Below are 14,157 nucleotides of genomic sequence, written 5' to 3'. Positions count from 1 at the left end.
ATCATTGTTTTTCTAACTGGAATATTTTTTCTATTATTATTTTCGATCTATATTTATTTAGTGTACAAGAAAATGATTAAGCAACAAAAAAATAAGAAAAAAGAAGAATGGCTAAATGGAAACATCTTATTTGTTGAAAATTATTTAATCAAAGGTGAAATTTCTGCTTCGTTTATTCCAAGAAAAGAATTTGAGTTTGAAGCATTAGAAAATATATTTAGCAGTTTTATGAGTATTATCAAATTTGAAGAAGGATTTGATCCAATTAGGCCAATCATCAATTTATATTTTATCTCGAGATATAAAGATAAACTTAAACATGGTAATTGGAGTGAACGGATGAATTCATTGTTATTTATCAATCAATTTAAAATAAAAATGATGCAAGAAGATTTAATTCAACATTTATCATGTAAACATTGCTCCCTTGAAGAGAAATTTAATATTTTTCTTATTTTGGCGAGTTTTAAATATGAGAAATTAATGCAATTGTTAGTTGACCAAAAAAAAATACCCTCATTTTTACTAACGGAAATTTTGTATCTACATGTTAATGAAGACAATATCCATGAACTACTTAAAGACTTCGATAATTTACCGGTGAGTTTCAAAAACCCTATTTTGGATTTGATCAGAATTAAAAGTTTGCGGTCTGAGCAAATCCATTTATTACTTGAGAAATTAATGACATCAGAAAATGATGAACTAAGAATACGTTCATTCAAAACAATTGCATCTTTAGGATATATTTCTTCACCAAATTTAATCATTCAACTCTTGGAATCAAATGAGAAAGAGATGCAACTTAGTAATGAAGAAAAGTTAATGATTGTACGATTAATGGGTAGTATTCGCAATGATTTATTTTTGTCTTATTTATTTAAGTTAATTTCAGACAAAGCTTATATGGTAAGAAATGAAGCTGCTAAATCGATAAAAAAATATAAAAATGGAGAAGTAGTTCTTAATAAAATAATCGAAGAACACCCCGATGCATATGCAATAAATATATCAAAAGAATGGTTGGAGAGGACTGCGGACTATGATTAATATTTTCTTTTTAATACTTAATAAAGTGATTATCATTTACGTGTTGCTCCTTTGTTCAACTTATTTATTTTTATTTTTACTTGCATTTATGCGATTAAAGAGAGAAAAAGGTCTACATCAAATTGAACAATATAAAAGATTAAAAGAGTCTGCCTTTACTGCCCCAATTTCAATACTAGTTCCTGCATATAATGAAGAGGTAGGGGTAATTAATACGATTTTATCATTAGTGACTGGAAGTGGTAGGTTAGATTACCCGGAATTTGAAGTAATCGTCATTAATGATGGATCAAAAGATTCTACTTTACAAAAAACAATCGATCGTTTCGAGATGAAAGTAGTAAAAAACAAGGTATTTCATAACCATCAAGGGATTGAAACGAAACCAATTAAAAATGTATATCAATCAGCAATTTATCCCTTCGTATTTTTAATTGATAAAGATAATGGTGGTAAAGCTGATGCATTGAATGCTGGAATTAATTTTAGTAAGTATCCTTATTTCGCTTCGATTGATGGCGATACAATCCTTGATTCTGATTCATTTATTAAAATAATGAAACCGATTATTGAAAATACTGATGACGAAATACTTGCTACTGGTGGAAACGTATTAATTGCAAATGGGAGTAAAACATCGCTTGGTAAAGTAAATGAAATGCTTCTTTCGAAAAATCCACTTGTAGTAATGCAAGTGATCGAATATATGAGAGCATTTTTAATTGGAAGAATTGGTCTAAGTAATAAAAATTTATTATTAATTATTTCTGGAGCATTTGGTGTATTTAAAAAGTCAAGAGTCATTCAAGTAGGAGGATATTTAACAAATACGATCGGTGAGGATATGGAACTCGTAGTCCGACTTCACCGTAAAAACATAGAAGAAAATTGGGGAGCAAAAATCGAGTATGTGGCCGATCCAGTTTGTTATACTGAAGCACCGGATTCATTCAAATATTTAAAAACACAAAGAGTAAGATGGCACCGTGGATTATTTGAAAGTTTGTGGGCTCATCGTAAAATGATATTTAATAAAAATTACCGTTCAATCGGATTTATTGCAATGCCATATTTTTTCTTCGTTGAATTTTTAGGACCAATCATTGAGTTTTTTGGCTATGCGTCGTTAATTATAAATATTATTCTAAACACTATAAATATTGAATATTCCATTGCACTTTTAATTTTAATGATTATATATGGCTCATTTTTCTCAGTTAGCGCAGTGCTTTTAGAAGAATGGCGTTTAGAAAAATATAAAAAAATTAGTGAGTTAAACCGTTTATTTTTCTATTCATTGACAGAAGCGATTTGGTATCGTCCGATTTTGACATATTGGCGTGTAGTAGCAACAATTAGCATATTCTTAGGACAAAAAAAGGGTTGGGGAGAAATGAAGAGAAAAGGTGTTTAACTTTCAGACTGCCCGCCAAACGCTCGCTTTCTTCGTTGCTTCGCCTGCCTGCGCGGTGCTCATCGTCTAGGGTAACTCCGCTCCTCACCAGGCTTCGCGCCTCGAAAGACAAGCGCTTACAATCAGTCAAAAAAAATCAAGCTTTTAGTACAATCTTAAAGACTGCTTAGCGGTCTTTTTTTTGTTTGTTAAAAAATCAAATGTAAAAAATTTAAGCCAAGTCATTATTTCTGCAATTTTATTAAACTAAAAAATCAGAATGATAAATATAAATGAGTAATAGAGCATAAATAGAGTATAGCGGAGGAGTGAAGGATGATAAAGGGACTAAAATTAGTGGGGCTAATCGCTTTCATTACAATTTTGAATGTGATTGTATTCTCTCCAGGATTAATCGGAATCCAATTAATTAATGCGAGTGCATTTCAAACTGCATTTGGGGTATCGTTCATAATTGCGAATTTGTTAGTACTTCTATTTAATATGTTTCAACTATATTTCAAGCCTGTTAAGGATAAGCCGATTAAGCAGCTAAAAACAAATGAAGATTTCGTTCTTGCTTTAAGTCGATATAAAAATAGTAAAGTACTAAAAGAAGATATTATTACTTCAATTGAGCAAATCGAACGAATGAAAAAGAAAAAAGGCGTATTTTATAACTTATTAACCGATCGATTTTCTCCAACCGAAATTACATACAACAAGTTTGCATCTGTTGTGGACGAGGTTGAGACATTATTTTATTTAAGAATAAGAAACATCCTAAACAAAATTAGTACTTTTGATGAACTTGATTATAAAAAAATAAAGGGGAAAGACGGATTACGTTACTCAAAGTCATTAATTCAAGAGAAAACAAATCTTTTTAATGAATATATCAAATTCGTAAAAAGAGCAATTGAAATGAATGAAGAGATTCTTGTTAATATTGATAAATTAATTTTAGAAATTTCAAGACTAGATGAAATAGGAATTGATGATATTGAAAAAATGGAATGTATGAAAGAAATCGATTCGTTAATTCAACAAACAAAATATTATAGGCAATGAATGAAAGGATGATAAAAATGAAGAAGTTTCTTTTTGCATCTATTGCAGTGATCGTTGTAATTTTTCTTCTTGTCTATATTGGAATTAATATGACTTCGGAAGATAAAGTTGTGAAAATTACTGATAAAAATAAAAATCAGCAATTAGCTAAAATGATCTCAAAAATAAATATTTCGAAAGCAAAACCAATAAAAGGTCAAATTGACTTAAATACAGCTGATGTAGCAAGTGAACTCCCTGATATTTCAAAGTTTCCTGTATCTGTAGACAATACGACTGATCATTTTGTTGAAATTTTCTCATCTACGGAAAAATCAAGTGATGGAAAAAATGGCTGGTTAAACGAAGTCGCAAATAAGTTTAATGATGCAAAATTCAATCTAGATGGTAAGCAAGTATCTGTAAAAATAAGAAACATTGCATCTGGTACTGCAACAGACTTTATTAAATCTGGTAAATATGTTCCTGATGCCTTTACACCGTCAAATGAACTTTGGGGGCAAATGATTACAGCAAGTGGAGTACAAACAGAAACCGTATCCTCGCGATTAGTTGGGAATGTTCCTGGTATTGTCATTTCAAAGACAAAATATAATGAGTTAATGAAAAAGTATAGTAAAGTCGATCCGAAAACCGTCATCGAGGCAATGACAAAAAACGAACTATCAATGGGATATACCGACCCATTTACTAGTTCAACGGGACTAAATTTTTTAGTTACTACTTTAAATTCCTTTGATTCAAAAGATTTACTAAGCGATACTGCTGTGAGAGGGTTTGAAAGCTTTCAAGCAAATGTGCCATTCACTGCTTCTACGACTCTTCAAATGAGTGATGCAGCAGAATCAGGCGTTCTAGATGCATTTGTCTTAGAATATCAAACATTTGTTAATTCACCTGATTTAAAAAATAGTTACGAATTTATACCATTTGGAGTGCGTCACGACAGTCCACTTTATGCTTTAGGGAACTTACCAAAAGAGAAAATGGATATTTTGAAAAAGTTTGCTGAATTTACTGGTCAAACTAATCTGCAATCACTTGCGAAACAAGATGGGTTTAATGGGTTGAATAATTACAAATCAGATCTTAAAACGATTGATGGGGATACTTTAAGTGCTGCACAGAAACTTTGGAAAGGAAAGAAAAATACTTCAAATCCAATAGCTGCGGTTTTTGTAGCAGATGTTTCAGGTAGTATGGATGGTAAACCATTAAATGAGCTAAAAGAATCACTCCTTAAAGGTCAAAAATATTTAGGAAGAGATAATAGTATTGGCTTAATTTCATATTCTGCCGATGTTACGATCAATCTTCCAATTGCAAAATATGATGCAAATCAACAATCAAAATTTGTTGGTGCCGTATCTAGCCTCGATGCAAGTGGAGATACAGCAACAAACGATGGAATCCTTGTAGCAATTAATATGCTAAAAAATGAAATGAAAAAAAATCCAAATGTAAGACCGCTCATTTTTGTCCTTACCGATGGCGAGACCAATCATGGGAATTCATTGAAGAATGTAAAAGGACTTATAAAAGCATATAAAATTCCAATTTATACGATTGGTTATAACGCTAATATTAAAGCGCTTGAAAGTATTTCGAATATTAACGAAGCTGCAAATATTAATGCTGATTCAGATGACGTAATCTATAAAATTCGTAATCTCTTTAATGTTCAACTTTAATTAGTAGGAGGATTTAAGAATGTCATTTTCTATGCAAGTTGTAAATGAAGAGGAAATCAAGGCAGTAATTGAAGAACAAGTAAAGCCTGTACCAGAGGAAATAATGAAATTAAAGGCAACAGCAGATGCAAATGTAGCGATGATTATGGAATTAGACACTGTATCAAAGGAAACGTACGAAAAACGAAAAGAAATTCTTCAATCAATCGAATCATTTGGATTACAAACGATGAAATCTTCTTCGAATAAAAATTCTCTTCTAAAGGTTTCACTTGGTCAACTTGCTAAAAGTGGAGACGAAGGTGGGCAAGTTGCAAGAGGATTATCAGAGCTTCAAGTTCAATTAAAGGATTTAGATCCAAGTGCAATTAATTTTGCAAAATCGGGATTTTTAGGTAAGTTATTTAATCCTATTCGTTCATATTTTCAAAGATTTGAAAAAGCAGATGTCGCAATCGCAGATATCGTAATGTCACTTGATAAGGGGAAAAAAATTCTTGAAAATGATAATACGACATTAGAGCATGAACAATTATCACTTCGTATACTTTCAAAAACACTAGAAAAGGAAATCCAACTTGGAACATTAATGGATGAGTCAATTGAAAATCAAATTGAAAAAGCAAAAATCGAAGGCGAAGATCAAGAAAAAATTAAATTCATCTCAGAAGAAGTTCTTTATCCGTTACGACAACGAGTCATGGACCTACAGCAAATGTTAGTTGTCAATCACCAAGGAGATATGTCATATGAGGTTGTTATTCGGAATAACCGTGAATTAATTCGTGGTGTTGAACGTGCAAAAACGGTAACGATTTCTGCACTTAATACAGCTGTAACGGTAGCGAGTGCTCTATATAATCAAAAAATCGTTTTACAAAAAATCAAAGCTTTAAATCAAACAACAAATACGATTATTGAAGGTACTTCTAGATTATTAAAGGAGCAAGGAGTTGCAATTCAAAAGCAAGCCATGGAGTCAGCGGTTTCTGTTGAAACACTAAAAACTTCATTCACAAACGTCATATCAGCGTTTGAATCGATAAGTACATTTAAACAAGAAGCTTTGCCAAAAATGCGTCAAACAATCCTACAATTTCAAGAATTGGCTGAAGTCGGTTCTAGGCAGATTCAAAGACTTGAAAAAGGGGATCGAATCGGATTATAGAAGATACTGGAAAAAGATATGTAGTAAGTGACATATCTTTTTTCAATTAGCCTTTCTCTACCATTCATACTCCATGTAATTAGTTCTATTTATGTACAACAATTAATAGGATTCTATAGTGGTAAAAAGGAGGGGGAAAGTGTGAAGCATTATAGAGTTATTGGGAAAAGTGTTCCTAAAAAAGAAAGCTGGGATAAGGTATCCGGAAGAGTTAAGTATATTGATGATGTTCAAGAGGTTGGCACACTACATGCTAAACTCGTAACGAGTACCCATGCTCATGCAATTTTAGGTGATATCGATACAAAACAAGCGTGGAAGGTCAAAGGTGTACGGATGATCATTACTGGAAAGGACTATCCGCTGCTTTTAGGTACAACGATAAAAGATCGACCATTGCTTGCATTTGAAAAAGTACGTTACTATGGTGAGCCAATTGCCATGGTCATAGCAGATACGGAAGCTATTGCTATTAAAGCATCTACTTTAATCTGTGTTCAATACGAACCCCTTCCTGTCGTTAATTCACCTGAAGCTGCATATGAAAAGGATGCTCCCCTCGTACATGAAAATGTTGAACAATATTTAATTGATGAATCATCTGGATTAACAGGTACGTCTGGTGGAATCCAGCCTATACCTGGTACAAATATAGCAAACATACAAGGAATCCGAAAAGGGAATATTGATCGGGGCTTTGCTAACTGTGACGTCATTGTAGAAGAAGAATTTTCATTTAACCAATCTGATCATACAGCAATCGAGACAAGATGTGCGGATGTAGAAATTAAAAAGACCGGCGAGGTTATAATTCACTCTGCTTCACAAGAACCATTTGAAATGAAAGATTTAATTAGTGAAACATTCAATATTGAAGAAGGGAAAGTACTTGTAAATATCCCGTTAGTCGGGGGCTCGTTTGGTGCTAAAACAAGTGTGCAATTAGAACCGCTAGCATATGTAGCCTCTAAGGCAGTTGGTGGAAGAAGAGTTAGGCTTCGTAATAGTCGTGAGGAAGATATTGTTACATCGCCAGTTCATATCGGGTTACATGCAACAGTTAAGATGGGATGTACAAATGATGGTAAAATACAAGCTCTAAAACTCTTTTTTTTATTTGACGGTGGTGCATATGCTGAAAGGTCTGTTCCGATAACGAAGGCTGCAGCATTTGACAGTACTGGACCATATAAAATAGATAACGTTTGGTGTGATTCATTATGTATGTATACAAATCATCCGTATGTAACTGATTTTCGGGGATTTGGACGGACAGAAGCTGCTTTTGGTGTAGAACGAACGATGGATATAATGGCTAAAAAACTCGGGATAGACCCTTTAGAATTTCGTCTATTAAATGCGATTTCCCCAGGTGATACTTCACCTACGCAAGTACTTTTGAACAAAAGTAATCTAGGAGATATAACGGAATGTTTGTTGCAGTTAAAGGAACTAATGAATTGGGATAGAGGACAACGAATTGAAATTTCGGATCGCTTTGTCCGTACAAAAGGAATTAGTTGTGCTTGGAAGAATGGGGATCCACCTCCTGGTGTTGGAGCGGGGACAATTTTAACTTTTAACAAAGATGGAAGTATTAATATTATTAGTGCTGCTGTAGAAATTGGGCAAGGTACTAAAACCGTATTAACTCAAATGGTTGCTGAAAAAATGAACATGGACGAAGATGAAGTGTTTATTCAAATGGAAGTAAAGACCCAGGATTCTCCTGATAATTGGGAAACTGCTGCCAGTCGTACAACATATATGTCTGGAAATGCAGTGCTTAAAGCATGTGATGATGCCATTAGACAATTAAAAAGGACTGCATCCATTGTACTTAAAGTTCCGAAAGATGAATTAGATGTGGCTAATAAAAAAGTATTTAAAAGAACGGACCCATCTGTTTCAATCGATTTTTCTGAGATTGCGCTTGGATATATTTATCCTAATGGTAAAGTAGCCGGAAATCAGGTTGTTGGAAGAGGGACATATATGATTCCTGGCTTAACAGAAATGAATCCAGTTACTGGAAAAGGTGTTCAAGGACCTGAGTGGGGTGTGGTCGCACAAGGTGTGGAAGTTGAATTTGACAGAAGGGATAATACATTTAAGTTATTAAGAGCAGTAACTGTTTCGGATGCAGGTCAAATTTTAAATTATAAAGGCGCGGAGACACAAATAACAGGTGCGATGAATATGGGACTTAGCTTTGCAACGAGGGAAGGATTTATTTTTGACGACGAAGGGAAAGTCTTAACGACACAATTTCGATCGTATAAAGTTATGCATTTTGGTGAGCAACCAGAGTATATTGTTCGATTCGTTGAAAACCCAGTAAAAGGTGCTCCATATGGGTCCCGAGGTCTAGGAGAGCACGGTTTAATGGGAATGCCTTCAGCGGTCGCAAATAGTTTATCTCTTGCTGCTAATGTTTCACTACAAAAGTTGCCTTTAACTCCGGAATTTATATGGAAATCAAGGCTAGAAGCTGGGGAGGTGCATTAATGCTCCACTTCAATTTTGATTATTATCGACCTGCTACAATCAAGGAAGCAGTAGATTTATTTGTTAAACTCGATAAAAAAGGAAAGAAACCTATCTATTTTAGCGGTGGAACAGAGGTTACTACTTTAGGAAGATTGAATCTGATTCATACGAAGGCAGTAATCGATGTAAAAGGAATTCCTGAATGTAATGCCCTAGAAATTAAGGAGAATTCCGTGGTCGTAGGTACAGCCCATACATTAACAAGAGTATTTGAATCGAAAATTTTCCCTCTACTAGGTGAGGCGTGTGTGCGAATCGCTGATCGAACTTCGAGGAATCAAATAACTTTTGGCGGTAATCTTGCTAGTGACATCATCTATCGTGAAGCAGTTCTTCCATTGCTGCTTTCTAATAGTACATTAGTGATAGCAGGTATTGATGGAGTCAAAGAGTACCCAGTAGAAGAAATTTTTAATGAAAAACTACGCTTAAAGCGGGGAGAATTTTTAGTTCAAACCAAATCTGATGGAATGTATAGAAAGTTTCCTTTCTTTATTGATAAAAAAAGGAAAAGTGAAAAGGTTGATTATCCTCTTATTACACTTGAATTATTAAAAGTTAATCACGCATACCGGTTAGCAATTAGTGGATTATGTGCGTATCCATTTCGTTCTTATGAGATGGAGCAAGCTTTAAATAACACGAATCTATCAGCCCTGGAGCGGATTAATCAGGCCATTCTTGCAATACCAGCACCGGTCATAAGTGATATACGTGGTTCAAGGGAATATCGTATTTTTGTCTTAAGGAACTTACTTCTAGATGGATTAGTTAATTTGGGAGGGGTGAGAACGTGATACAGAAATTAAATCTTGATATAAATGGAGAACAACGAACGGCGACTATTAGAATGGCTGATACGCTTTTAGATGTTTTAAGGGAAAAACTAGACTTAACAGGAGCAAAACGTGGCTGTGAAAACGGTGATTGTGGGGCTTGTACAGTAATAGCGGACGGATTACCAGTAAAAACATGTATGATGTTAGCGGTTGATGCTGTCGGAAAGAAACTTACCACAATTGAAGGCTTACATGATGATCCAATGCAGCGTGCTTTTGTGGAAAAATGGGCTTTTCAATGCGGGTATTGTACTTCGGGTTTTATCCTAAACGCTCATGCACTTGTAACCGAGCATCCTGACGCAACTGAAGAGGTCATCGAAGAATGGCTTAGTTCAAATATATGTCGTTGCACTAGTTACCAGGAAATAAAAGAAGCCGTATTATCGGTTTTAAACGAACAACGGGGTAGACCTAGAAATAGACGCTAGCAAAATACTTACCTCTTAAAAATCGAACAATTAAATATACCCTATACTTGGAATATAAAGTTCATTGACCCTGGTTTCATATTATGATTGATACCTAGTGAATAAAAATAGCCTACGTTAATAAAAACGGAGGCTTTTGCATTTTTATTAAAGTTACAGTTCAAAAAAGAAAGCTAGGTGCTACTTTGGTTTTTAACATTTTGTGAAATAAATTGGAATCGTTCCAATTGGCGTAATCTGGTATGGAATAGGGTTCAAAACGACTGGAACTGGAGGCAGATTGGCAATAACGCTTTTCCGATTCTTATGACGAGAACCTTTAACACTTACTTTTACATGTTCACTATTTGAGTCATTTTTATGAATGCTTCTCTCATTATTTCGACCAAATAAAAAATCATCGAACTTATTATTTGAAGCCATGTTAACACTCCTAAATTCAAATTTTCGTATGTATACCTAATATATACAAATTTAGGATTAATGAATGGGCACGTAAGGGGTACTTCTTTAATTGAATTCATTTTGATAAACAATTAATTTACGAAACGTTTAACCTCTTTAGTAATCTATTTAAAGTTGGGGGATATACCCACTAATAATCTTAGTTTTATTAAATTGTAAGATTATGAATCACGCTATTATTTCGATCTCATTCGTTTAAGATCTTCTTTTGGAGGAAAACCAAATAATCGAGAGTATTCTCTACTGAACTAAGAATGGACTCTCATACCCTACTCGGAATGCTACATCTGCTACATCTGCTACATCTGAAGATTCGGATAGTAAGAGAAGTCGCTCTTCCTGTAATCTTAAGTGCTTCTGAAATTGTAGAAGACTAATTGCAGTTATATCTTTAAAATGTCTATGTAGGGAAGAAACACTCATATTTGCTATTTCTGCAAACTCTTCAATTCGTAAAGACTTGTGAAAATTCGCTTTAATTTGTACAATGACTTCACTTATTCGATTAGTAGTGCTACCTTCGATGGCAATTTGTTGCTGCATCTAAAATTGAACCTTCTAATTCGTTGACAAAAATCGCTTGTTTTGCATTTTTCATTGAATTAGTGGGAAATTCAGTATCCGTTAAAATTTCTAAGATTTGACTTGGATTAAATTAAATTTTTAAAGCTAGATATGGAGCGTTCGGTGTAGCTTCAATAACTTGGCCAGTAACAGGTAAATCAACGGATGCTACTAAATAATTTCCAGGGCCATACTTAAAACGTTCATTTCCTAGTAATAATTCCTTTACACCAGAAACAACTATACATAGAGATGGCTTGTAGACCCTGTATTTAGGATCAGTAATATTTGACTCTCGAATGAAAAATAACGAGTTAATTGACGTCTCGTTAACACCTTCATGACTAGTATTGCGATCAATAATTTGGATTAGTTCGCTTAGTAAGAAACGTTGATTTCAGAAATATAGTCCTTCTTGCTTACTTTATATTTATAGAAACATTTAGATTTTTCATAGGATCTGTAAAAGTGAGTGGATTAGGCAATTATTTAGGAGGAATGTGTTAACAAACACTGCTTATTTTAACGCATAATTAAGTATATCAAACATATCTTCAAAACTATAATATTATCATTTCACCTTTTACGAAATAAATTTAAAACCCATAAAGGGAGAGATTCCTATGAAACTGATTGCATTAGACTTGGATGGTACTACACTCAACAGTAATAAAATAATAAGTGAAGAAACGTTAAACTCGATTAAAAAAGCTCAGGCAGCAGGACATATCGTGATGATTTTATCCGGGCGTTCACCAAGTTCAGTAAATGATGAACTTTCAAAGTATGGCTTAAATTGTCCAGTTGGAGGTCATAACGGGACGGCATTATATGTGAACGGTAAGTTAATTGAACTAAATTCAATAGGGAGACCTCAAATACAAAAAATCGCCTCAGTAATTGAGAGTGAAGACTTACCGTACAATATTTCTACAAATAAGGGAATATTTGCCCCAAGTAATTGGGATAAACGATTTAAACAGGTTGTTTCATCTGGGCGTGTTCCGAAAGAATACTTCTTAAACAGACACTTCAAAATGTTTACTACACCTCCAAATGTATATGGGCATTCGTTTTTTAACAAAGTTCATGAATTAATTGATAATGAGGATTTTACGATTCAAAAGTTTCTTATTTTAACCCTTGAACCAAAGCAAATGGAGAGACTTGAAAAAAGATTAAGAGTCATAGATGATATTTTTATTACGAGTGCCTCACCTTTTAATCTTGAGGTTACACATCTAAATGGAAATAAAGGGTATGGTTTAAAAGCAATGGCATCATATTTTAATATTCCATTAGAAAATACAATAGCTATTGGAGATGAAAAAAATGATCTACCGATGTTTAATATAGCCGGATTATCAATAGCCATGGGGAATGCTGAAGAAGAAGTAAAACTCTCATGTGATGTTGTTACATTAAGTAATGATGAAAATGGTGTTGCTTATGCATTCGAAAAATATATTTTTAAAGAGTCAAATGTACTATAATAGTATAGAAATCTAAATACATCTAAATAAGCAACGATTTCCTTGGTTAAATGTACGAGTATGTTACATTATCCAAGGTTGTTTTTATTTGTCTATTTTAACTAATCGATTAAAATATAGATGGGTAAGGGGGACTGAATTTTGGTTAGACGGATAAAAGATCTATTTGCCATTAAGGGGTATAGTTTATTTGTCATCTGTTTATTATTTGTAGGGATCGGACTTTCAATCACAACTCCTTATTTATCACTGTATTCTACAAAATATATAGGGATGAGCTCTGGAGCATTTGGTATCTTCATGGCAGTGATTTCATTAAGTGGTGTTTTAGTTAATACATTTATTGCTGAACGTTCTGATCGAGGGATTGACAGAAAATGGATTATTATGATTGCGATGATTTCATCAGCAATAGGTTATGCATCGTATTTACTATTTCATAACTACTATTTATTATTAGTTTTTGTTGCTTTATTTAATGGATTAGGTGCAGCGGCCATGCCACAAATTTTTGCTTCCGCACAGGAGTCGGCAAATGCAAGTTTATCTAAAGACAAGACGTTAGCATTATCAACTTTACGCTCACTTGTTTCTTTAGGATTTTTAATTGGACCATTAATTGGTACTATAATTTTAAGAGCAAAAGGTTATCATGGACTTTTTTGGGGAACATCTAGCATTTATGTAATGATTACTCTTCTAGTATTCTTCTTTTTAGAAAATAGAAAGCCAGTTCAGCACAATATAAAAAAGAAAAACAAGACAAAAGTCACAGCCGCTAAACGAAAACAACTTAGACTACCGTTTATTGCTTTTATCTTATTATTTGCAGTTAGTACAATAAATTGGATCAACACACCTCTTTTTATCGTCAATGAGTTACATGGTACAAATACAGATGTTGGATTAGTCGTTAGTATATGTGCAGGTTTAGAAATTCCAATCATGCTTGTGTTGGGAGTACTCTCTAAAAAAATCTCGAATCATGCATTGATGATCTACGGTTGCTTTATTGGTTTACTCTATTACTTAACCTTAAGCATATCAACTCATACATGGGAGTTAATCGTTGCACAATTACTACAGGCAACATACATTGCTATCGTAATGGGTAATGGTATAAGCTATTTTAACGACCTACTACCAAATTCACCCGGCTTTTCTGCATCGATTTATGCGAATTGCTCCACAATTGGAAGTTTAGTAGGAAATTTAGGCGGAGGTCTGTTTGCACAATTAGCAGGGTATCGTAATGTATATTTACTTTGTATATTGTTTGTAATTTGTTCACTCTTTATATTATGGAAATCAAAAAACAATGTGGAAATGGAAATATCGACAGGTCATAGTCAATCTGTGTAGTTGATGAGTTACACAAAGATTTATGAAACTGCAAATAAGATTGCGTTATCTGCAAATAAAGTAGGCTAAGTGCAATTAAA

Annotated in this window: 11 protein-coding genes and 1 pseudogene; 10 read left to right on the top strand and 2 right to left on the bottom strand. The window is 33.6% G+C overall.

Features of this window, described 5'->3' with window-relative positions:
- The first annotated feature begins 72 nt into the window (after positions 1–72).
- The 8 genes from ACFVRR_RS06665 (at position 73) to ACFVRR_RS06630 (ending at position 10,193) form a co-directional block, all read left to right on the top strand.
- Positions 73–1,050 (top strand): HEAT repeat domain-containing protein, encoded by a 978-nt coding sequence (locus ACFVRR_RS06665; RefSeq protein ID WP_387326129.1) that lies wholly within the window; start codon positions 73–75, stop codon positions 1,048–1,050.
- Entirely contained in the window at positions 1,043–2,464 is a 1,422-nt protein-coding gene (locus ACFVRR_RS06660; RefSeq protein WP_387326127.1) for a glycosyltransferase family 2 protein, read from the top strand. The genes ACFVRR_RS06665 and ACFVRR_RS06660 overlap by 8 nt, the downstream gene beginning before the upstream one ends.
- A gap of 315 nt (positions 2,465–2,779) precedes the next feature.
- Positions 2,780–3,514: a hypothetical protein gene (locus ACFVRR_RS06655; RefSeq protein ID WP_387326125.1), complete on the top strand. Its 735-nt coding sequence runs from the start codon at positions 2,780–2,782 to the stop codon at positions 3,512–3,514.
- An 8-nt stretch (positions 3,515–3,522) separates the two neighbouring features.
- Positions 3,523–5,205, top strand: a complete 1,683-nt coding sequence (locus tag ACFVRR_RS06650; protein WP_387326123.1) for a vWA domain-containing protein — start codon at positions 3,523–3,525, stop codon at positions 5,203–5,205.
- Positions 5,206–5,224: 19 nt separating this feature from the next.
- Positions 5,225–6,373, top strand: coding sequence for a toxic anion resistance protein (locus ACFVRR_RS06645; protein ID WP_387326121.1), 1,149 nt, complete (start codon positions 5,225–5,227; stop codon positions 6,371–6,373).
- A gap of 141 nt (positions 6,374–6,514) precedes the next feature.
- Positions 6,515–8,881 (top strand): xanthine dehydrogenase family protein molybdopterin-binding subunit, encoded by a 2,367-nt coding sequence (locus ACFVRR_RS06640; RefSeq protein ID WP_387326119.1) that lies wholly within the window; start codon positions 6,515–6,517, stop codon positions 8,879–8,881.
- The gene (locus ACFVRR_RS06635) at positions 8,881–9,720 is read left to right on the top strand and encodes an FAD binding domain-containing protein (RefSeq protein ID WP_387326117.1); all 840 of its coding nucleotides are present in this window, start codon (positions 8,881–8,883) and stop codon (positions 9,718–9,720) included. The genes ACFVRR_RS06640 and ACFVRR_RS06635 overlap by 1 nt, the downstream gene beginning before the upstream one ends.
- The gene (locus ACFVRR_RS06630) at positions 9,717–10,193 is read left to right on the top strand and encodes a (2Fe-2S)-binding protein (RefSeq protein WP_097977088.1); all 477 of its coding nucleotides are present in this window, start codon (positions 9,717–9,719) and stop codon (positions 10,191–10,193) included. The genes ACFVRR_RS06635 and ACFVRR_RS06630 overlap by 4 nt, the downstream gene beginning before the upstream one ends.
- A 192-nt stretch (positions 10,194–10,385) precedes the next feature.
- On the opposite strand, the gene ACFVRR_RS06625 is transcribed toward ACFVRR_RS06630, so the two are convergent.
- Both ACFVRR_RS06625 and ACFVRR_RS06620 read right to left on the bottom strand, forming a co-directional pair.
- Complete coding sequence (locus ACFVRR_RS06625) at positions 10,386–10,616, bottom strand: hypothetical protein (protein WP_387326114.1); 231 nt, start codon at positions 10,614–10,616, stop codon at positions 10,386–10,388.
- A gap of 218 nt (positions 10,617–10,834) precedes the next feature.
- A pseudogene (locus ACFVRR_RS06620) lies at positions 10,835–11,592 on the bottom strand (AraC family transcriptional regulator).
- Between the two features lie 253 nt (positions 11,593–11,845).
- Between ACFVRR_RS06620 and ACFVRR_RS06615 the strand changes: the two are divergent.
- Positions 11,846–12,715, top strand: a complete 870-nt coding sequence (locus ACFVRR_RS06615; protein WP_387326112.1) for a Cof-type HAD-IIB family hydrolase — start codon at positions 11,846–11,848, stop codon at positions 12,713–12,715.
- A gap of 141 nt (positions 12,716–12,856) precedes the next feature.
- Complete coding sequence (locus ACFVRR_RS06610; RefSeq protein WP_387326109.1) at positions 12,857–14,077, top strand: sugar efflux transporter; 1,221 nt, start codon at positions 12,857–12,859, stop codon at positions 14,075–14,077.
- Positions 14,078–14,157 lie beyond the last annotated feature (80 nt).

Origin of the sequence: Gottfriedia sp. NPDC057948 (assembly GCF_042887255.1) — a bacterium.
GTDB lineage: Bacteria > Bacillota > Bacilli > Bacillales > Bacillaceae_G > Gottfriedia.
The sequence above is the reverse complement of the archived record's forward strand: the minus strand, read 5'-3'. Positions and strand labels throughout refer to the sequence as shown.